21 protein-coding genes and 3 pseudogenes are annotated in these 19,929 nt (G+C 63.7%); 7 read left to right on the top strand and 17 right to left on the bottom strand.

Translation table 11 applies throughout. The features are described 5' to 3' along the window. Positions 1-136 precede the first annotated feature (136 nt). The 6 genes from J7I85_RS24120 to J7I85_RS24145 all read right to left on the bottom strand — a co-directional run bounded on the left by J7I85_RS24120 (position 137) and on the right by J7I85_RS24145 (position 7,219). Positions 137-1,759, bottom strand: a complete 1,623-nt coding sequence (locus tag J7I85_RS24120; RefSeq protein WP_214858280.1) for an amidohydrolase — start codon at positions 1,757-1,759, stop codon at positions 137-139. Further along, complete coding sequence (locus tag J7I85_RS24125; protein ID WP_285289657.1) at positions 1,756-2,781, bottom strand: serine hydrolase; 1,026 nt, start codon at positions 2,779-2,781, stop codon at positions 1,756-1,758. The genes J7I85_RS24120 and J7I85_RS24125 overlap by 4 nt, the downstream gene beginning before the upstream one ends. A 347-nt stretch (positions 2,782-3,128) precedes the next feature. Continuing rightward, positions 3,129-3,551: an ATP-binding protein gene (locus J7I85_RS24130; RefSeq protein WP_214858284.1), complete on the bottom strand. Its 423-nt coding sequence runs from the start codon at positions 3,549-3,551 to the stop codon at positions 3,129-3,131. Next, complete coding sequence (locus tag J7I85_RS24135; protein WP_214858286.1) at positions 3,548-3,880, bottom strand: STAS domain-containing protein; 333 nt, start codon at positions 3,878-3,880, stop codon at positions 3,548-3,550. Before J7I85_RS24135 ends, J7I85_RS24130 begins: the two co-directional genes overlap by 4 nt. Continuing rightward, the gene (locus J7I85_RS24140; protein WP_214858288.1) at positions 3,877-5,835 is read right to left on the bottom strand and encodes a glycosyltransferase family 2 protein; all 1,959 of its coding nucleotides are present in this window, start codon (positions 5,833-5,835) and stop codon (positions 3,877-3,879) included. The genes J7I85_RS24135 and J7I85_RS24140 overlap by 4 nt, the downstream gene beginning before the upstream one ends. An 82-nt stretch (positions 5,836-5,917) precedes the next feature. After that, entirely contained in the window at positions 5,918-7,219 is a 1,302-nt protein-coding gene (locus J7I85_RS24145; RefSeq protein WP_214858290.1) for a glycoside hydrolase family 26 protein, read from the bottom strand. A gap of 277 nt (positions 7,220-7,496) precedes the next feature. Between J7I85_RS24145 and J7I85_RS24150 the strand changes: the two genes are divergently transcribed. From J7I85_RS24150 to J7I85_RS26080, 4 genes and pseudogenes are all read left to right on the top strand, one after another. Next, positions 7,497-7,715: a hypothetical protein gene (locus tag J7I85_RS24150; protein ID WP_214858291.1), complete on the top strand. Its 219-nt coding sequence runs from the start codon at positions 7,497-7,499 to the stop codon at positions 7,713-7,715. Positions 7,716-7,724: 9 nt separating this feature from the next. After that, positions 7,725-8,558: a trehalase-like domain-containing protein gene (locus tag J7I85_RS24155; RefSeq protein ID WP_214858298.1), complete on the top strand. Its 834-nt coding sequence runs from the start codon at positions 7,725-7,727 to the stop codon at positions 8,556-8,558. Next, positions 8,452-9,213: pseudogene (locus J7I85_RS25440) on the top strand (glycoside hydrolase family 15 protein); the annotation flags it as partial. The gene J7I85_RS24155 and the pseudogene J7I85_RS25440, both read left to right, overlap by 107 nt. Positions 9,214-9,308: 95 nt before the next feature. Continuing rightward, the gene (locus J7I85_RS26080) at positions 9,309-9,662 is read left to right on the top strand and encodes a glycoside hydrolase family 15 protein (RefSeq protein ID WP_214858354.1); all 354 of its coding nucleotides are present in this window, start codon (positions 9,309-9,311) and stop codon (positions 9,660-9,662) included. Positions 9,663-10,084: 422 nt separating this feature from the next. Here the strand turns inward: J7I85_RS26080 and J7I85_RS24165 are convergent, their stop codons facing one another. The 4 genes from J7I85_RS24165 to J7I85_RS24180 form a co-directional block, all read right to left on the bottom strand. Beyond that, entirely contained in the window at positions 10,085-10,345 is a 261-nt protein-coding gene (locus J7I85_RS24165; RefSeq protein ID WP_214858300.1) for a type II toxin-antitoxin system RelE/ParE family toxin, read from the bottom strand. After that, on the bottom strand, positions 10,342-10,608 hold the full coding sequence (locus J7I85_RS24170; RefSeq protein ID WP_214858302.1) for a type II toxin-antitoxin system Phd/YefM family antitoxin: 267 nt from the start codon (positions 10,606-10,608) through the stop codon (positions 10,342-10,344). The genes J7I85_RS24165 and J7I85_RS24170 overlap by 4 nt, the downstream gene beginning before the upstream one ends. Positions 10,609-11,289: 681 nt before the next feature. Continuing rightward, positions 11,290-11,610 carry a hypothetical protein gene (locus J7I85_RS24175; protein ID WP_214858304.1) on the bottom strand — a complete coding sequence of 107 codons (321 nt, stop codon included), beginning with the start codon at positions 11,608-11,610 and terminating at the stop codon, positions 11,290-11,292. Between the two features lie 88 nt (positions 11,611-11,698). Continuing rightward, a complete protein-coding gene (locus J7I85_RS24180) occupies positions 11,699-12,466 on the bottom strand; it encodes a DUF429 domain-containing protein (protein ID WP_214858306.1) in 768 nt (255 codons plus the stop codon). 158 nt (positions 12,467-12,624) lie between these two features. On the opposite strand from J7I85_RS24180, the gene J7I85_RS24185 reads away from it, so the two are divergent. The 3 genes from J7I85_RS24185 to J7I85_RS24195 are packed head-to-tail and all read left to right on the top strand — an operon-like array spanning position 12,625 to position 14,292. After that, positions 12,625-13,215: a molybdopterin-dependent oxidoreductase gene (locus J7I85_RS24185; RefSeq protein ID WP_214858308.1), complete on the top strand. Its 591-nt coding sequence runs from the start codon at positions 12,625-12,627 to the stop codon at positions 13,213-13,215. Continuing rightward, positions 13,166-13,963 carry a ferredoxin reductase gene (locus J7I85_RS24190; RefSeq protein ID WP_214858309.1) on the top strand — a complete coding sequence of 266 codons (798 nt, stop codon included), beginning with the start codon at positions 13,166-13,168 and terminating at the stop codon, positions 13,961-13,963. The genes J7I85_RS24185 and J7I85_RS24190 overlap by 50 nt, the downstream gene beginning before the upstream one ends. Then, positions 13,960-14,292, top strand: a complete 333-nt coding sequence (locus J7I85_RS24195) for a DUF6510 family protein (protein ID WP_308159642.1) — start codon at positions 13,960-13,962, stop codon at positions 14,290-14,292. Before J7I85_RS24190 ends, J7I85_RS24195 begins: the two co-directional genes overlap by 4 nt. A gap of 392 nt (positions 14,293-14,684) precedes the next feature. Here the strand turns inward: J7I85_RS24195 and J7I85_RS24200 are convergent, their stop codons facing one another. The 7 genes and pseudogenes from J7I85_RS24200 to J7I85_RS24225 all read right to left on the bottom strand — a co-directional run bounded on the left by J7I85_RS24200 (position 14,685) and on the right by J7I85_RS24225 (position 19,927). Then, entirely contained in the window at positions 14,685-15,197 is a 513-nt protein-coding gene (locus J7I85_RS24200; protein ID WP_214858311.1) for a GNAT family N-acetyltransferase, read from the bottom strand. A 527-nt stretch (positions 15,198-15,724) separates the two neighbouring features. Next, positions 15,725-15,931: pseudogene (locus J7I85_RS26085) on the bottom strand (IS21 family transposase); the annotation flags it as partial. A gap of 62 nt (positions 15,932-15,993) precedes the next feature. Next, positions 15,994-16,385: pseudogene (locus J7I85_RS26090) on the bottom strand (IS21 family transposase); the annotation flags it as partial. 266 nt (positions 16,386-16,651) lie between these two features. Further along, entirely contained in the window at positions 16,652-17,005 is a 354-nt protein-coding gene (locus J7I85_RS25845; protein WP_214858315.1) for a hypothetical protein, read from the bottom strand. A gap of 44 nt (positions 17,006-17,049) precedes the next feature. Next, positions 17,050-18,210 (bottom strand): Gfo/Idh/MocA family protein, encoded by a 1,161-nt coding sequence (locus J7I85_RS24215; RefSeq protein ID WP_214858317.1) that lies wholly within the window; start codon positions 18,208-18,210, stop codon positions 17,050-17,052. After that, positions 18,195-18,893 (bottom strand): ThuA domain-containing protein, encoded by a 699-nt coding sequence (locus J7I85_RS24220; protein WP_214858318.1) that lies wholly within the window; start codon positions 18,891-18,893, stop codon positions 18,195-18,197. The genes J7I85_RS24215 and J7I85_RS24220 overlap by 16 nt, the downstream gene beginning before the upstream one ends. 29 nt (positions 18,894-18,922) lie before the next feature. Further along, positions 18,923-19,927: a sugar phosphate isomerase/epimerase gene (locus tag J7I85_RS24225; RefSeq protein WP_214858320.1), complete on the bottom strand. Its 1,005-nt coding sequence runs from the start codon at positions 19,925-19,927 to the stop codon at positions 18,923-18,925. Positions 19,928-19,929 lie beyond the last annotated feature (2 nt).

The following is a 19,929-nucleotide window of genomic DNA, read 5'->3' on the forward strand; positions in this document are numbered from 1 at the left end:
CTTTCCGTAGGTCGGTGACCAGCCTGTGGAAGGACCAGCGTGCCGTCCCCGGCAGGGCCGGCGTCCTGCCTAGCCTACGTCGACGAGAAGCTGGACGTCGACCGGTTCGAGGTCAGCCGCGTCGGCAATAAGAGTCTCATTTCCTTGGAACCGTAAGTGCTGGGCCCACATGGGAGCATCCGACGGCGACTTGCCGCCGTCGGATGCTCGTTGCAGGGCTTTCAGTGGCGAGAACGTCGGTGTCCAGGACGACGAAGTCTGCGTAAAGTCCAGGGGCGAGGCGACCAATTTCATGCTCAGCCCCGCACGACCACGCCGAATCGCGGGTGGCGTGCTCGATCGACTCGGCAAGCGGCAGGGCGAAGTCCGGGACGTTGGTTCCGGCGGTTGCATCCAGGGCCGAGGCCCGGGTAGCGGCGACGTACATGTTGGGCAATGGGGCGTGTGGGGAGGTGGGGGAGTCCGTGCCGAAAGCAAGGCAGGCGCCTGCCTCCCTGATCCACGGCCAGGGGAAGCCACGCTCCACCCGGTGGTCGTCGAGTTTGGCGCGCCAGTTCCCGCCGATCGCGGGGTCGGCGTGGACCGGCTGCATGCTCGCAATGATTCCGAGCGCGGCGAGGCGATCGACGTCGGCCCTGTCGACGAGCTCAAGGTGCTCGATCCGGTGGCGGCGTTCGCGGGGGCCGTTCTGGGCGACGGCATTTTCAACCGCGCCGATTGCAATCCGTACTGACTCGTCCCCGATGGCGTGCATCGCTACTTTCAACCCGGCGGCATCGGCTGCCGCGACTACGGGTGCGAGCTCTTCGAGGGTCCAGATCGGTTCGGCATTCGACCCGTCGGCGTAGGGGGTCCCGAGGACTGCCGTGCAGCCGTCGATGGTGCCGTCAATGATGATCTTGATGCCCACCACCCGCAGGAAGGGCGATTCATGCTCGAGGGCGAGTGCGGCGGCGCGCTGGACCTGGGCAATGTTGTCCTCCATGGAGCCGGTGTTGTTCACGCGCCAGTAGGCGATGAGCCGGCTTGTGAGGGTGCCGTCTTTGTCCGCCCGTTTGAACGTCTCAAGGTCAGTTTCGTTGAAGCCCATGTCGCACGCCGTGGTCACGCCGGTCTCCCGGTAGGCCTGCTGGACTGCGGCGATGCTGGTCTCGTGTTCGTTCTGGCTGACTTGGGAATCGAGGAAGGGGAGCACGATGTCGTAGAAGGCGTTCTCGTCGATGTACCCGGTGGCGTGCCCGTCGGAGTCCCGTTTGATGGTGCCGCCGTGCGGGTTCGCGGTGTCCTTGGTGATCCCGAGTTCGGCGAGGGCGGCTGTGTTCACCCATACGGAGTGGAAGTCGTAGGCGAAGGCATAGACGGGTTTTCCGGGAACAACGGCGTCGAGCATTCCTGCGTCGGGTACGCCGCCGGGAATTGCTCCGTGCAGCCAGCCGGTGGCCAGGATACGGGCAGAATCAGGGTGCTGGGTGTCCCACTTCTTGATCCGTTGCTGAATCTCTTCCACGGACTTGGCGCCCCACAGGCTCACCTGGCCCAAGGCTTCGCCGGTGCCGATCACGTGGGCGTGGCCGTCAACGAATCCGGGCACCACCAGCCTGCCCTGGAGGTCGATCTTTTCGGCATTCGGGCGAAGGCGCTCCGCTGTGGCGGCGTCACCGACGTACAGGATTCGTTCGTCCTGGACGAGCAGGGCCTGCGCCCAGCGTCGGGTGTCGGAGGTGAAGATGCGGGCATTGGTGTAGAGCTGCGTGGTCACGCGACATTTTCCTTCAGTTTGAGTGCGCTTGCTGCGCTGGGTCCGTTCAGTACGCTGCCCAGGTCCAGCAGCAGCTTGTTATCGAGTTGGTGGAGTTGGTCCGAGCCGGGTTCGGGCCAGCTGGAAAGCTTCACAATCACGGTTTCTGCGGAAGGGTCGATCCAGAGGTACTGCCCGTGGATGCCGACGCCGGTCACGATGCCATGCTCGTTTCCCGTGCACCACCACTGCCGGCTGTAGGAACCGCGGGGGTGCAGGGCGGTGAATGGGGAATCCGCCATGGCTTCCCGGTCTCCGCCCGCGAGGATGCTGCGGACCCACTCCTCCGACACCACCCTGCCGCCTGGACCCTGGCCCCGGTCGAGTATTACGTGGCCCACACGCGCGAGGTCGCGGGCTGTGCAGGAGACCCCGCCGTTCGCGATGCCGAAACCGGTGGAGTCTACGGTGATGGTGGCGTCGCGGCCGGCGCCGGGCTTGGACCACAGGTACTTGGCGAGCGCCTCCGAGTAGCGCATCCCGGTCACGCGTTCGATGATCCAGGCGAGGACGTCGGTGTTCGCCGAGCAGTACTGGAATTTTCCTACGTCCCCGCTGCCGGTGAGCGTGGTCAGGAAGGCGTAGGTGTCGTTGGGGTCGCCGTGCCGGCGGGTGCGCCAGCCCGCGGACCGGTCGTGGGTCTGCACCTCGGACGCCGGATCCAAGTAGTCCTCGTTGTAATCGATGGCTATGGCCATATCGAGGACGTGCTGGACGGTCGGGCCGTCGTAGACCGATCCGGCGAGCTCGGGGACATATTCAACTACCTGCGCATCGGGGTCCACGCCGCCGGTGTCGGTCAAGGCCCCCATCACCAGGCCGCACATGGACTTCGAGATGCTCATCACCAGGTGGAGATCGTCGGGAGCGAAGCCGGCACGGTAGTACTCAGCGATGACCTGGTTGCGGTGCAGCACCGGAAAGGCGCCGGTATGGGTCTGTTCGAGGCGTTGTTTCAGGCCGGGAAGCTTCAGGGCGTCCAAGCATTCAGTAGCCGCAGCCGGGGCGGCCGGATGCCGGCGGGTGACTGCCGCCGTCGGGAGCATCTCCCCGAGGTGCGCGAACGCCCATCTGTTGTGGGGTGCTTCCTGCCACGTGTCGAGGCTGGGTTCGCCAGGGGTGGCCGCGGGAGCGGCGAGGACTGGACGGAAAGAGCAAAGTGATCGACACGTCGATTTCCAGCGGGGCATAGCATGATAGGCGCTTTCCTGTGACAGGGCTGGTTGTATTGCTTTACAAGTCAGTATTACCACGCCCGGCAATTAATGGCGCCGCGTATCTCAAACACCGGTTGCGGAGATTCTGTCCCGGATTCTTCATGAAAGGTGAGTCAGGTGGCCGTCCGGGTGCGGCTGAGGGTCCAGTAGTTGTCGTTGTTGTGGCGCCGGTAGGTCAGGACGTCGACGGCGGCTTTGGCCATAGCGAGGCCGCGGCCGCTTTCAGCGAAATCGTCCGGCATTGCAGCTGCGTCGAGGTCGACGTGGGCGATCTGTCCGTCGTCCTTGAATCGGGCGTCCAGCCGATCGGGATAGACCTCGAGGATGAGGTTGCAGAAGGTACTGCCTTCTTCGGAGCCGTGCCGGACGATGTTGGCAGCAATCTCGATGACTGCGGTTTCGAACATGGCCCGGTCCAGCGCGGAGACATCGGGGGAAGTCTCCCATATCAGGGCAAGGAGGTCGTGGACTTTGCCCAGGCATTCAGGGTCGGCGCAGGCATGGAGTTCGTGCACGTGAAGGCGTCCGGCGTTCATTCGTAACACTCCTCGATGGTCTCGTGCGGCTGCAGGATCCGGTCCATGCTGGTCAGCTGGAGCACCATCATGACCTGCTTGCCGGCACAGGCGATGCGCAGGTCGCCGCCGGCGGCACGGGCGGTCTTGAGTCCGGAGATCAGTGCTCCGAGCCCGGTGGAGTCCATGAAGTCGGTCTCCGCGAGGTCAACGACCAGGTTATGACGGCCTTCGTCGTGGACGATTCCGGTGACAAGGTTTTTCAGGGCCGGGGCGGACACCAGGTTCAAGCGTCCGTTGGCATGGATCACGGCGCCGTCGCGGCCGGAGGGTTCAACATCGAATTTCATTTCGTCTTCTCTATTTCCTCGGTTGGGGTGAAGCCTTTGTAGAGGGCGGCCCGGATGATCACGCTGAGTATGACCAGATCAAAGCTGACCCATGCCACGTTGACGAGGGTGCCGGCGGGGGCGCCGACGCCGATATACATGCGGACCAGGCCGGTCACGGTGGCCACGATCAGGGCTGCGATGGCAACCAGTTGGGGCCGGATCAGGAACCAGGGCGGGCCGCCGTCCTGCCTGGTCTTCGGAGTGACCGCGAAGCCGAGGCTCCGGCCGAACAGGACATTGCCCGCCGCCGTGGTGCAGGCTTTGATCCACACCGGGAAGAGGGCGAGGCTGTATTGCTGTCCGCGCCAGGTTTTCCGGCCCCGGGCGGCGACAAAGAACAGGAGCTGGTTCACGATCAGGAACGGGATCAGGCGGGCGAAGAAGTCGACGCTGAACGCGGTCACGGGCAACACTCCGAAGCACAGGAACAGGATCGGGGCGACGAGGTAGACCACGGCCGCGAATCCGGAGAGGTAGCTCCACATCGTGGAGAAGTACATCAGCCGCTGTCCCGCGCTGAGGCCTTTTTGCAGCAGCGGGTTCTCGCTCAGGAACACCTGCATGGTGCCTTGGGCCCAGCGCAGCCGCTGCGTCAGCATGGTCCGGAGGTCTTCCGGGGCGAGGCCCTTGGCCAGGATTTCGTGGTGGTAGACGCTCTCCCAGCCATGGGTGTGCAGCCGCATACAGGTGGCCATGTCCTCGGTGACGGAGTTGGTGGCCATCGGCATGACCGGGATGGCCTCGTCCGAACGGTCCACGTCCAGGGCGCGGATCATGCGTCTGATGGGGCCGATGGCGCCTATGGGTGACCAGTCGCGCCGGGCCAGCCGGTCGACAACATCACGGGTGATCAGAGCTTCTACCTGGGACGATTGGCCGGTGAGCTGCCGGATTTCGTCCAGGTCGGCCTGGATGGTGGCGAGGTCCGCAGTCACGACGGTCCGTGCCGCGGCGTCGACCTTTCGTTGGAAGTTATAGGTGACGGCCCCGACCGGCATGTCCTCGCGCAGGTCCCTGCGGGCCGTGCGCACGGCGCGGCCGACGTCCTCCAGGGCCCGGGTCACATGCTGCCCTGATGCGGCATGTTCGGTGCGGGCCCGGGCGATGATACGGTCTCCGGCCTTGAGGGTTTGGCCGACCGTGGTTCTGACGCCGTGGACGTACCAGGTGATCCCGACCTGCATGAGGGCTTCGCGGCGGATCATGGCGTTGGAGCCGCAGAAGAAGGCCGCGTTCCAGCCGTCCTTGCCCTGTTGGATGGGGCCATAGAAGAGGGGTGCCTGGCTTCCGAGGATGTCTGTGTCATTGACGTTGTAGAACCATTGCGGGGTCTGGACGAGTGCGACCTTGTCGTTGTTGAAGTGGCCCAGCAAGCGGAACAGGATTTCCGGTTCCGGGATCTGGTCCGCGTCCAGGATGAGCAGGAACTCACCCTGGGTGGCGGCCAGGGCATTGTTCAGGTTCCCCGCCTTAGCGTGCCGCGGGCGGTTGTCCCACTCCGGGGAACGGGTGATGTAACCGATCCCGGCTTCCTCGGCGGCCTGCTGCATGGCGGGCCGCCCGCCGTCATCAAGGATCCAGGTGTCGTGCGGATAACTGATGCCGGTGGCTGCAAGGGCCGTGGTCATGACCAGGTCGATGGGTTCGTTGTAGGTGGTGATGAACACGTCCACGCTGAGGCCCCCGGGCGGTGCCGGCGGCGCGGGGCGTTCCCGCAGCCGCCACATCGTGAGGCCGAAGAGAAAGCAATCGATGAGGCTGTAGGTTTCGACCAGGACGAGCGGCACGCTGATCCAGGCAGCTGACCAGTTCACCGAGAACAGCCACCGCCAAACCATGTAATTCACGCCCAGGATGATGGTCAGGGTCGTGAGGACCCGGACCAGCAGCTGGTGGTCAAAGAAGCGTCGCATTCAGGCCTCGCATTGGGTCGCCGTGCCGCACCCGCTCAGACGCTGGGCCTGGAGCGGGGGCGACACGGCGGATTGTGTCAGGTTAGGAGTTCCTGGCGGCCAGGGCGCCCTTGAGGGCGTTCGTTGAGCTGGTGGAGCTATTGATCCGCCAGTCGACTTCCTTGTTGTGGTGGAACCAGACAAACCCGGTGACGTCCGGCTGGGCCGCCAGATAGGAAACGAGGTCGCTGTTCCAGGTGGCCTTTGACCCGCCGGCTTCTGCTGAGGCCGTTTCGGAGATGACGATGGGCTTGCCCGGTGCCAGGCCGCGCAGCGCAGTCAGCCCTTCGCCGAGCAGCGCGGACGGGGAGGTCCAGGCGCTCCACGACTGTGACGTGCCCCAGTTGTAGCCGTCCAGGGCCACGACATCGACGTAGGCCGCACCCGGGTAGAGCCCGGTCAGGGGCGTGGAACCCCAGTAGGGAACGTTGGGTGCCCAGACCCACTGCACATTCGTGGCACCCGTGGATGCCACGACGTCGTGCACGTGGCGCCACGCGGCGACGTAGTCTCCGGCGCCGTTTCCGTTGGCCGCCTCGGCCCAGGGGTACCAGTTGCCGTTCATTTCATGGGCGAACCGCAGCATCACGGGCTTGCCCCAGGAGGCCAGGGCGGTGCCCCACTGACGGATGTAGGTGTCGAAGTCCCCGGCGGTGATGCGGTCCAGGGCGTAGGCGGGCTGGTTCGCGCCGTTGCCGCTCCACAGCCATGGCTCCCAGGTGACGAGGCTGCTCGCGCCGCGGGCATTGACGGCGTTAAGGTCAGCGATCGGTGCAGCCTGGCTGAAGTCCTTATACGACATCACAATCGAGGGGCTTTCATTGACCAGCGCGGCCACGGCATCCAGTTCGCTGGAGGCCTGCGGCCCGCCGGGGGTGGATACGCCAAAGCGCAGTTGGTCAGCGCTGATGGGCGGGGCTGTCGTTGTCGTGGTGGTGGTCGTGGTCTGCGTTCTGGCGGCCATGGTCACGGGAGCTCCTGCTGCGTCCCGTCCAGCGTTGAGTGAGGCAGGGCCGTAGGTGACTGCATATTCCGAGGACGCTGAGCGCTTTCCGGCCGTGGCAGTTATTTTGACCGTCGCGGCCGACGTAGCCGGGATCGTGACGGCACCGGTGAAGACGCCGTTCGCCGTGGTGGTAAATGGAACGGTCAAGGATCCGGCTGTCACTGTTCCCGCTGCGTCCCGGGCAAAGCCGGCACCGGTCACCGTGACCGACGCGCCGGCCGGACCCGATGAAGTGCTGAGCGTTATGCCCGCCCGTCCCGCGGCCTCCGCAGGCATGCTGATTCCAAACAACACAGCCACAACAAGCCCGGAAACCAGCAGCCGAACAAAACGATTCATACGCACAAACACTCCCCAGCATCAGCGAAACCCAGAGCCCTGGCACAGGGCTGTCAATTTTGGTCCCGGTGGTCCTCATCAGGGCTCGCGGCGCGTACCCAGCGAGGCCACCGAGCCCCCCCAACTTCTTCCCCGGGCGCAAGCGATGGCAGCGGCCTAAAAGGGGATCCAAGACAATGGTGACAAAGCAAACGGTCGCCGGACCGTTCCCGCGGGAATCCTCGATAAAGCCTGCGCCGTTCCTGCGTCAATCCGGACTGCCGCGCGTATCGGCGCCATGGTGACCCTCTATGGTCAGAATTCCCTGTCCAAGGTTCCGGTTTCGTTGGCCGGCGCCACCGAGGACGGGGTTCCGGAGAGGTTTGTCACTGCCGCGGTTGGGGTCCAGATAATGGTTGAGGCGGTGGTGACTGTGCGCAGGCTGGTCGATCCGCTGGTGACGCTGCCCAGAGTGACAGTGACGACGGTCCGGGGCGGGCGGGCATGGATCAGTTAGGGTGCGACGATGAGCGGTGATCCGATTGCGGACTATGCTCTGCTCTCTGACTGCCGGTCCGCGGCCCTGGTGAGCGGCGCGGGATCCGTGGACTGGTTGTGCTTTCCCCGTTTTGACAGGCCCTCCGTGTTCGGCAGGATCCTGGGCGAAGAGGCCGGCTCCTGGTCAATCCGATCGGCAGGCAAAGCCGCCTCGACGCGTCGCTATGTCGGCCCGACGATGGTCCTGAAGACGACCTACACCACCCCGGAAGGGGCAGCGACGGTGACGGACGCCCTGGTGCTCGGCGACGGTAACCGGGGCCACGACCTGGGCACCGGATCACCAGGGGTCTTACTGCGGCAGGTTTCCTGCACCAGCGGCTCACTCGACATGGACGTTGTCTTCGCGCCCCGGCCGGAGTACGGTCTGATCCGGCCTTTCCTGCGCGAATCTGCCGGGGGCCTGGTCGTCCGCGGCGGGGCCGATGTGCTGGCCCTGTCCACCCCGGTTCAGTTTGATCTCAGCGGCGACGGCGCCCGGGCCCGGCTGTCGCTGAGAGCCGGGGAATCTGTGGGTTTCGCCCTCCATCACAAACAGAGCTGGCAAGATCCACCGCCGATGTGGGATCAGGAGGAGATTTCGCGCAGGCTTAGGGACACGGTGGAGGGCTGGACGAGTTGGTCCGGACTGCATCAGAACTACCGCGTTGCCGTGGCAGGATCTGGTCGGGGCCAGCGGCCGGTTCCTGCAGGCGTTGACGTATTTCCCCACTGGTGCGATCGTCGCCGCGCCCACCACGTCCCTGCCCGAGGCCGTAGGCGGCTCACGCAACTGGGACTACCGGTATACCTGGATCCGTGACGCGAGCATGACACTCCAGGCGTTGTGGGTGGCCGCGTGTCCGGATGAGGCCGGAAAATTCTTCCAATTCCTAGCTACGGCGGTCGCCTCCCAGCTGCCCGCCGGGGACCTTCAGATCATGTATGGCGTCGGCGGAGAGCACGACCTGTCCGAACGCGAACTTGCCCACCTCCCGGGCTGGCGCTCCAGTTCCCCGGTCCGCGTCGGCAACGGCGCCTGGCACCAGCGCCAGCTCGATGTCTACGGCGAACTTCTTGACGCCGCGGCCACCCTGCCGGACTACCTCGCCGCCCTGGACCCGGACACGCATCGCTTTCTGGCCGACGCCGCGGACGCAGCCGCCTCACGATGGCAAGACACAGACCAAGGCATCTGGGAGGTCCGTGGGGAGCCCTGCCACTTCCTACACTCAAAGCTCATGTGCTGGGTGGCCGTTGACCGGGCTATCTCCCTCGCCGACGTCCTGGGAGCGCGGGACCGGATCCCCGCATGGGAGGAAGCACGCGATCAGATTGCCGGGGCAATTCACGCCCACGGCTGGAGCGATGCCGCGAACGCCTACACCCAAGCATTCGGCTCAGATGAGCTCGATGCGTCAAGTCTCCTGCTTTCCATCGTGGGTTTTCTGCCCGCCGATGATCCCCGGATGCTCGCCACGATTGAGGCCATCGAGCAGCGGCTCACCGACTCCCGGGGCCTGGTCTACCGCTATCGCGCCGGTGACGGACTCCGGGCGAGGAGGGCACGTTCCTGCTCTGTACCTTCTGGCTCGCGCAGGCCCTCGCCCTCGCCGGACACACGGAACGCGCACGGGAAGTCTTCGGGCGTGCCGCGGGATTCGCCACTGATCTGGGGCTGCTGGCCGAAGAAGTCGCGCCGGACAGCAACGAACTGTTGGGGAATTTTCCGCAGGCCTTCAGTCACATTGGTCGCGTCAACGCCGCGTGGGCCATCAGTACCGCGGAGCACGAGGCGGCGCCTCATGACTTTCTTGGTTCCAGAGTAGAAATCCCGAGCCGCCCGAAGACCACCTGCCACAACGCCGTGAACAACTTTTTACGCAGGGCGCCGACGTCCGATGCCCCTTTGTTCGGCACGGAGTGAGAGAAAAGGGGCTAGCCGCATGACGGCCGGCGGGGGACAGCTGTCCGGTTGCGCCACATTGCCCCGGGCCACGTTGACACCCCCCGTCTGGAAGGAAGCCCCCGACGCCGCCATCGCACCTGAGGCCGTCGCTACCGCCATGTTGTGGGCACTCCCAGCCTTCCGTCGTCGACATCTCGGACATCGCAATCCGCGCGACGGGACAGGAGTTCTAAATACTGGGGCCCGGTCGAAACAGCCTGAACCCGCTCAGCATCACAGATCCACCCAGGAGAGGCTCATGCAAGGAACCCGGTGTGTGACGTTGATGGAGGGAAGGACTCGGGTGGATTCCCTACGTCAAACCCGAAATGGTTGGTCGGGACAGGTCCTAATGATCGGGATTCCGCTGGAAGGCGCCGGACGGTGCAGACCCCTTTCCCCTAGTGCTGGTAGATCTCCCGCCGGTGGCCCATGGATAGGACCAGCACGATCAGCTGGGCGTCCCGGATCTCGTAGATGATCCGGTAATCGCCGGTCCGGACACGCCAGTCGTGGCTGCTGCCCGAGAGCTTCTTGGCGCCTGGGGGACGCGGTGTTTCGGCGAGGAGTTCAATGGCGGCCTGGATGCGTCGGCGGGCGTCGGGCGGGAGTTTGCGCAGCTGCCGGACCGCGGCCGGCGCGAGCTGGACGGCATAGCTCACGCCAGACCCAGCTCCGCCTTGACTTCCTCCCACGGCACGGTGCCCTCGCCGGTGTCGGCCATCTCGGTCCTCGCGGCGTCCGCGGCACGGAGATCCTCCAGGTCCTCGGCGGCCTCAATCAGAGTGGCGAGATCCTCGGCGTCGATCAACGCGGCGACGCGGCGGCCCCTGCGCAGCAGGTAGACGGGCTCGTGGCTGACCCGGGCGGTATCGACCGCCTCGGAGAGCCGGCTCCGTGCATCAGTCACAGTCATTTCACTCATTACCCAATTTTAGCCCGACCGTGCTGAAATGTACATAAGCGCTTTTAGTGCGAAAATGCCGATAACCGGCCTTTCGTCATTTTGGCGATAGCCCGGTACTTCTTCTTCGCCAAGTTCGGATTTCTCTCGTTGGCCACAAGTTTTCGGGTTGAGTGTTACGTCCCCCTCGCGAAACCTGTGCCGCTCTCGGCCCTTTGTGACCGGTAACCGTGGGCTGACCTTTGGTCATGCACGTTTCCGTTCTTTCGTTCATGAGATGTCTGCAGGAGGTGGAACTTCATGACGATTCTTGCTGGATCCGAGCCCGAGACGTGCCCCGTCCATGGGTGCTGGATTGAGGCTGATTGCGGACTCCCGGCCATCCAGCCGGAGCTTAGTGACAGCGGGCGGAATGAAGGCCGCGGCAGGCAGGACCTGCGCCCCCGCACCCTGGAGCTGTTCACTCGACGGTGCCTCAAACTGGCAAAAAAGTGGGTGTGGACAGTGTCCACACCGGGGCTTCGGATGCGGTTGTACCGGCGTCGGACCGGGCCGGACTGGGCAGGATTTCCGCGGAGTGGCGGATTTTAGGGGGAGGAGGCTGGTTCGAGTCCCACCGTGGGCACGTGTTTTCTTGTTCAGGGGCTTTTAACCTCTGAGTGTGCACAAATTGTGTTGTGAGGGCCCCCTTCGGGGCCCTTTTCATTGGTGGCCGTTGGTGTGGCTGGCTGCCTCGGTCCTTTCCTGGTTGGACGGTTTGTCGTTCATTACCTGTTCATGGAGGTTCTTGCCTCGACCAACATGACCTGAGAAGTATTCGGTGCGGGTTTCTTTATTGCATCGTTGGTTGCCCACTTGGCTCATCCTCCTGCTTGGCCTTGGGTGGCTGTTCTGCTTCTTCATTCCGGGTCTGGGGGAGGGCGACATGACCTGGGAACAATCCGGGGTGAGTTTTTGTGCTCGACGTTGCTTGTTCACCAGGTTCCTCCCCCTTGGCTTTTGCGGGCTATTCTGCTTCTTCATGTGAGTCCCGGGGAGGGTGACATGACTTGTGCCCACCGGTGATAGGAGATCGATCAACGGGTATGGCGATATTCACGGTCACCGACTTTTACAGGAGTCGGCCTATTTTGTTCAGCTCGGTGAGCGCACCGGTGGGCAGGTGGATCCAGCCCTCCTCACGCGCTGCAAGGTCCTGATCCGGGCCGGGTAGCAGGGTGGCCTGGTTGGCGGCAGCGCGGGCTGTGAGGGATGCGATGACCGAATCGAGCAGATCATCCGAGGCGATCAGCTGGTCGCGGTATGCGTCAAAGTCCAGCCAAGGGGCTGCGGTGGTGAGCTGGCCGAGAATGTTATAGCGGATTTCGGACTCCGGCGTCCCGCGGCCCTTGTACCTGCGGGCCGAGATACCCCATATCCTCAGGGAGGCAGCAGGGTAGACCTCGATAAGACGACCTGTACCGTCCCGGGGTTGAATGCCCGAGGCACGCGCTATTTTGGCTTGAATGACGGCGCAGCGCATGGCCGGGTGCGCTAGCCGGTCCGCCGAGACGCTCAAAGGGATCAGGCCCGTTTGGTGGGTGACGAACCGGTCGGTGGCCCGGTAGGCAAGCTCGCGACGTCCGGCCAACCCGTCATGACGGAGAACGGCATCTGGATCGTTGCGGGAATGGCCGAGCAGGAATGACAGGAAGGGGTGGGGCCAGCCAAGAGGACAGTCGATGCCGGTCACGTCTGATGCTCCGAAAAGCTCGACGACGGTTTTGTCGGTGACGCCGAGTGCCAAGTGGACAAGCTGCGCCTGTCCTTTACGCCATTCAATGACCGCGGCAGCGGTTCTCTTCGGATCCGCAGCCAGATCAATCCCCAGTGTCTTCACGCAGTCACTCTAACCAAGCAGAAACCCCAAACCCCGACCCCCTCCTGCTTGCCGTCCGGCTGAGTCCCGTTGATGCCTAGACCACGCCGAGACGTTGCCCTATGGTTGGGGCAACAACGGCCGCTGGGCCGGGTGGAGCTCCACTGCGGAGGTGCATCATGGGTATCATTTCTTCCGGTTTCCGTGGACGGCGGTCCGAGAATCCTGCACTGCCTCCTGGGCAGCATGAAACGCAGGACTTTCCCGTCCTGACGGCCGGGCCTGCTCCGCTTATACCCATCGACGAATGGGAATTTTTCATCACCACTGAGAATGGCCTGCGGCTCTTTTGGTCCTGGAATGAATTCTTGGCCTTGCCGCAGGAGGAAATCATTAAGGACATTCACTGTGTGACCAGCTGGTCAAAACTGGGAACAGTGTGGCGTGGAGTTTCGTTGGACACACTCTTCGAAAACGTGGAAACCACTAGCGACTTCGCCACGGCGCATTCCTTCGGCGGCTACACAACCAATGTTCCGCTTTGGGACCTCCTGGGCGGCAAGGCGTGGGTGGCCTGGGAATTCGATGGCGAACCTCTTGAACGGGCCCACGGCGGTCCGGCTCGGCTTTTGGTGCCGCATTTGTATTTCTGGAAAAGCGCCAAGTGGATTCATGGTTTGGAACTGACAGGGGAAGACGTTCCCGGTTTCTGGGAATCGAATGGCTATCATCTTCACGGCAATCCGTGGCGCGAGGAGCGGTACTCGTGAGGCTCTTGCCGTGAGCTCCGTATGGCGTGTCGCTGAAGTGGTGGGCGGGGTCCCGGAACACGCCACAGCCAGGACCGTTCGGCTGCGTGTGGATGGCTTAATGGGACATCTGGCCGGCCAGCACATTGACCTCCGCCTCACCGCCGACGACGGGTACACGGCCATCCGCTCTTACTCGGTTGCATCCGCAGGTATGGATGAGCATCTGGAAATCACCGTTGACGAGCTTCCTGGCGGCGAAGTGTCGCCTTACCTTGTCCGGGACTTGGCCGTCGGGGACCAGTTGGAAATCCGGGGGCCGGTGGGCGGGTGGTTTGTCTGGCGGCCGAGTAATGTGAATCGGGTTCAGCTGATCGGGGGAGGATCCGGTGTGGTGCCTCTTATGTCGATGATCCGCGCCCATCAGGCCTCCAACAACGAGTCCCCTTTCAAGTTGCTCTATTCCCTCAAGTCCCCCGAGACTTCGCTTTACCGCGATGAGCTGCGTCGATTGGACCAGGAATCAGCCAAGCTAATGGTCGACTACGTCTATACGCGCTCGACGCCGGAGGGCTGGCCGGTCACGCCGGCGCGCCTTACTTCGGACACCCTTTTGGGCAAGATCTTCCCAGCTGAGGAGAATCCGGATGTATTTGTTTGCGGCCAAACAGTTTTCGTGGAGACCGTTGCGGACTGGCTTGTGATGGCCGGCTATTCGCCGGAGTCGATAAAGACTGAACGGTTTGGCGGGACGGGAGGTATCCGGTGAACGGCCCAGACAACTTTGCTGTCCCGGACTCCGAAGACCAGGACATTGCAGCCGTACCCCATGACCCGATTCGGTATGTGGACGGAAACGCCACGGCCGGCGCCCTGTCCGAAGTGTTCCGCATCGACATCATCGCGGCGCTCGGACGCTGTAGGCATTGCGGCTCAGTTAGAGCTTTTGGCGAGGCCATGGTCTTCACCGACGCACCCGGCATTGTGGTTCGCTGCCGCGACTGCCAAGGAGTGCTGCTGCGGTTGGTGGAAACACCAACCCAATATTGGTTAGATCTGAGCGGCCTCAGCTACTTGGAGATCGACCGCGAGGAGTAGGCCCAGGGAGCACCGGCATCGATCCGCCTCAGTCGGACTTCTCATCCGCAGCTTCGGAACGCCGATAGTTGAAGTTCATCATGCTGCGAACACACTGGGTCTTTTGGCCCAGCCGCGGCTCCATGCGGGCGCGGTTGGGACGAGTGATGAAGTTCGGACAAATGACTGTGTCCGTTTCATACTCGCGGTATATGAGGAAAGCCCCTCGGGAGGGGCTTTCAGCGGGTTGGGCAGTTGAGCTCTGGTATTGGTCAGCGGTGATGCGCTCCTCCTCCCCGGGCGCTGTTCGCGCCCCTGCCGGTTTCCGTAGTTAGAGACACTAATAAATACCTGGTTGATCGTCCAGCGATATAACGAGGAATTTTCTGGTGGCCACACCTCTCGCGATTGGCTTAGTCGTCGTTCGCTGCGAAGGGGGTGAGGCGGCGGAAGTCTCGGGACAGGTAGAGGGCGATGGCGGCGGCGTTAGCGCTGTTTACGGTCACAGCCAGGGTCTTGTGGCCCGTATCGTGCAGGGCCTGGAGGGTGTGGCTGAGGAGTTTTTCGGCGAGGCCCTGCCTGCGGTGATCGGGGTGGGTGAATAGTTCTGCGATGAAAGCAGTTCTGGTTCCGTCGGTTCCAAGGCCTCGCTCTGTGGTGATGATAGCGGCGGTGATGCGGCCTTCTGGGTCAGCGGTTAATAGGGAAGCTTGAGGGATAGGGGTGCCGTGGACGCCTTCGAAGGCGGCGCTGATCCTGTCGGCGGCTTTTTCTGCGTCCGGAGGGGATGTTCCGTCGCCGTAGGCATGCAGATAGAGGTCTGCGAGTTTCGGCAGGTCCGTGGACTTAATGTTCCGGGGAGAAGGGACGGTGGGCTTGAGCTCCTGCGGTCCAGTAAGTGCTGCCAGCGAGATCAAAGAAACCACAACCTGACCTGCCTTTCGCCGACGTAGGTCGATGTAGAGAGAAAACTCTGTGCACAAGTGTGGATCATTTCGAGGCCAGGAGGAAGGTCAGCTGATCCGGCTCGTATGGCATTCATGCCCGGATCCCCTGCACAGAACAGAGCCCGTTGGTCCATTCATTCTTGCTGTTCCTTTGCTGATGGCGTTGTGGGAAGCCCGGACGTGCCGGCGTAGCCAAACCAGCCCAGCGCCTCCGGGCTGAGTCAAACAATTGGGTGGGAATGGGCGGAGATGTCTGGCGAGTAAAAGTTCACGATGACGCGTTCAACCGGGGATGACCCGATGATGGGCACGCAGGTCAGCGGCCAGGAGCCGGTAAATACCGTCCTTGCGTGCTTGCCGATCCAGTGGAGGATCGGGATCTCGACGAGCAGGGGTACCGGCGCCTGCCGCACAGTTCCGTGACCAGGGACATCGCTTCCCGGGCACGGTTTTCCTCAGTGACAGCCCCGGGGCTCCACCTGCTCGGTGCCCGGGTGTTCGTCCGCGCTCACGGCATGCTCACGGTTGTTTACTTCCTCCACGAACGCCTCGCACGCCGCCTCGAGCTCCCCGAAGGACGCGTAGTCACCGCGGGTTGGTGTCCTGGGCACGAGATCAGGCTTGGCCAGTTTCACGCTCGCTTCGACCCCGCCCGTCGCGGCGGGGTCCGCCGGCTGGCAGGTCAGCACCGTTACCCCGCAGTGGCGGGCGAAGTGGACCGGACCGCGCCGAGCGTGTTCGCGGCACTGGACCGGTGTTTCCGGATTCTGGGCGGGGTACTTCAGCCACATCCCCGGCTCGGTGATCCATGGCCGGGTGGACCCGCACATGCCCCAGCCGCCACGCGGCCTTGACCTGCGCGATGGCCCGGCGGGGTGGGCCGCTCCGACCCCTCGTAGCCCAGGCCCAAGAGCTTTTCGTGGGCTTTGTCGGCGCAGATCCGTCCCTTGGACGCCTCGATCTATTCCTCTATCTTGGGCAGGAACACGTCCGTGGCCCCGGGCCGGGGTGTGGGCTCGGCGATGGGCCGGCCGGCGTCGTCCCGGGCAGCGATATGCCTGGCAAGAGTGTGTGGTGGGAGCATCCCGTGAGCTTCGCCGTGGCGCGCAACGATCCGGTCAGATCGTAGGCAACAAGAATTTCCATGATTTCTCCGTCATGCTTCATACAAGGCCTCTTCCTGGGCGACATTTGGTGCGACTAGACACCGTCATCAAACCCAGGGGAGAGGCCCCCGCCGCTTAGGACCCGGTCGGTGCAGTAAGGAAGTGGGCAGATCTCATGGTCACCGGTGGGCAGTTTTACTGGCGGTGAGTGGCATTTTCGTGGCCGCCTATAGGCAGTTTTTCATGATCGCAGACAGCTCGGCACGGCCAAGGACAATAACGCATTCTGCGCCATCGGCCCGCTGATCCGGCTCTTCCCCGAGGGCTTCACGCAACTTGGCCCGCATCAGCCGCCCCTTCGAAGAGCCCATCGAAGCGGCGAACAGCAGCCACCAACATCCCGACGGGTTCGCCCTGTTCACAGGAACACTGTTCGCCCTCACCTAGGACCGCGACACCGAAGGCCTCGGCTTCACCCAAAAGAACGGTGACGTCGTCACCATCAGCAGCCCCCAACTCGGACCGCTCATCAACCGAACCCTGGGGACCGAGGAAACGGGGCTTGGACCTTCGGGATCGCTGCTTGTTCCGCTGCCTCGCCCAGCTGGAAACCAGCACCTTGCCATCAAACGCCGCGAGCCCGAAAGTCGGAATCGCAGCAATAGCAGTTTGCCCGTACACGTGATACGCCCCGACTGGTGCCAGCGGGGCGTATCTGCGCAGTCCTACGAACTGATGGCCTGGACTTCCTCCTGGCGAATCTCTTCGGATGGCATTGTCTGTTCCACCGTGGCTGCCTGGTTGAGGTTGATCAAGGGAACAGGATCGGGCCTCGCTGCGGTGCTCTGGATGGGCACGGCGGCTCCGGTGCGCGCCGATACGAGGATGGATTCCATGACCTCGAGCGCGTGGAATGCCAGTACACCTCCGGCGCGTGGTTCGCTTCCCGCCGCAGTGGCGGCGAGGTCGGCGATGCCAAAGCCGCGGCCTGAATCGACGTAACCGGCGGAGACCGGCAATGTCTCCCAGGACTCGGCGCCGAGGAGGAACAGCTGAACGTCGCCGTCGAAATGGTTTGGATCCGGAACCACAAGTGAGCCTAGCTCCCCGTGGATTTCGATGTTGGGGGACTTGGACTGGACAGCGTCAAAGCTCATGAGCAGCGTGGACAGTGCGCCCGAGGCGTGCATCAGGATGCCGGTGACGTGGGAGTCCGTGGTCACAGGGATGGATTCACCTGCCCGGGGGCCCGACCCGATGGTTCGTTCGTTGCGGGTGTGGCTGGCCGCGCCAATCACGGACACGACCGGGCCGAGCAGAGTGACCAGAGCGCTCACGTAGTAGGGCCCCATGTCGAGCAGTGGTCCGCCGCCTGGCTGGTAGTAGAAGTCGGGGTTGGGGTGCCAGCGCTCGTGTCCGGGGGTGACCATGGTGGCGGTGGCGCTGATCGGGGCGCCGATGAGGCCGTCGTCGATGGCCTTCCGGGCGGTCTGGATTCCGGTGCCCAGGACGGTGTCAGGGGCACACCCGACCTTCACACCTGCCTTGGCAGCCGCCTCGAGCACTTGCCGGGCTTCCATGACGTTAGCTGCGAGGGGCTTCTCCCCGTAGACGCTCTTTCCGGCGGCGATGGCCTTTAGCGCGATGTCTGCATGGGCTGCGGGAATGGTTAGGTTGAGAACGAGGTCGACGTCGTCCGCGGCGATGAGTTCGTCAACTGAAACAGCGCGAACGCCCTCATAGTCGTTTGCGACGGCCTGGGCGCGGGCGGGATCCAGGTCGGCCACCGCTACCAGTTCTACGGCGTGGAGGCGGCGGAAATTGGTGAGGTACTGGGCGATGATGGCCCCGCAGCCAATGATTCCTACGTTTATCGGCTTGCCCATAGCAGGCCCCTTTCGATGATGGTGCGGACGTTGGTGTCCTGGAGGATGTCGACGTGATGGCCGGGGGTGGCGACGAAGATGCGGCCCTTGCCCCATTGGCGGGTCCAGATGGCCGGTGAGGTCACTTCGCGGTTCCAGGGGTCCCACGCGCGGACCTTCTGGGTGGTGGTGGCGAGGACGTCGATGTAGTCGTCCGAGAGGACCCAGTACTGTTCGGTGACAAGTTCGAAGTCGCCGATGCCTTTGGTGATGGGGTGGTCCGCGGCGGCCGGGAGCATGTTGACGGTGTACGGCACGTAGTTGTCGGACTGCTCACCGACGCACTCGTCGGGGTGCTTGCCGGGGTGGCAGGCGAATTGGCCGCCGATCAGGTGCAAGTAATCGGAGTTGTTGCGGTAGGAGTCGGCGATGCCGCCGTGCCAGCCGGCCAGGCCCGTGCCGTTTTCGACGGCGGCGCGGAGTCCGGCGAATTCGTCTTTTTCGATGGTGGTCATGGTCATGCACTGCATGATCAGGTCCACTCCGGCCATGTAGGCGGCGTCGGCGTAGACCTTGGGGGATTCCTCGACCCTGACGTCGTACCCGTTGTCTTTGAGGAACGGGATGAAGAGTTCCGTGGCCTCGTAAGGCTGATGGCCGTCCCAGCCGCCCCGGACCACCAGGGCTGTCTTGTTTTCTGTCATGAAATGATTCCTTAGTTTTGAACGTTGCGTCAGCGACTTGCGAACGCGGCGTCGAACGCGGCAGTGGGCGGGGCAATCCGGGCAAGTTCCTGCACCATGGCCAGCGCCTGGGGGGCGCCGGTGAGCCGGTCCATGCCGGCGTCTTCCCATTCGATGCTGGTTGGACCGGTGTAGCCGATGGCGTTCAGGGTGCGGAAGATCCTGTTCCACTGCACGTCGCCGTGCCCGGCGGTGACGAAGTCCCAGCCCCGGCGGGGATCGGCCCAGGGCAGGTGCGAGCCGAGCCGGCCGTTGCGCCCGTCGAGCTGGCGCACGGACTCCTTCACGTGCACATGGAGGATGTGTTCGGCGAAGTCCTGCAGGAACATCACGGGGTCCAGGTCCTGCCAGATGAAGTGGGACGGATCGAAGTTCAGGCCGAAGCTCTTGCGGTGGCCGATGGCTTCCAGGGTGCGTTTGGTGGTCCAGTAGTCGTAGGCGATTTCCGAGGGGTGGACTTCGAGGGCGAAGCGGACCCCTTGTTCGTCGAAGATGTCCAGAATGGGGTTCCAACGTTCTGCGAAGTCCCGGTACCCGGCGTCGATCATGGCCTCTGAAGCGGGCGGGAACATCGCCACGGCCTTCCAGATGGAGGAACCGGTGAATCCGGTTACGGTCTTCACGCCGAGCCGGGATGCGGCCCGGGCCGTGTCCATCATTGCCTCGGCGGCCCGTCGCCGGACTCCTTCGGGCTCGCCGTCGCCCCAGATTTCTGCAGCGAGGATGCCTTGGTGGCGTTCGTCGATCGGGTCGTCGCAGACGGCCTGGCCGGTGAGGTGGTTGGCGATGGCGAAGACCTGGAGGTTGTTCTTTTCCAGGATGTCCAGCCGGTCCTGGACATAGGTGTCGTCCTCGGCGGCGCGGCGCGGGTCCAGGTGGTCGCCCCAGCAGGCGATCTCCAGGCCGTCGAAGCCCCACTCGCCGGCGAGCCGGGCCACCTCCTCGAACGGCAGGTCGGCCCACTGGCCGGTGAAAAGCGTAATAGGCCGGGTCATCG

It is taken from the genome of Arthrobacter sp. ISL-65 (genome assembly GCF_018613795.1).
In the GTDB taxonomy this organism is placed as follows: Bacteria; Actinomycetota; Actinomycetes; order Actinomycetales; family Micrococcaceae; genus Arthrobacter.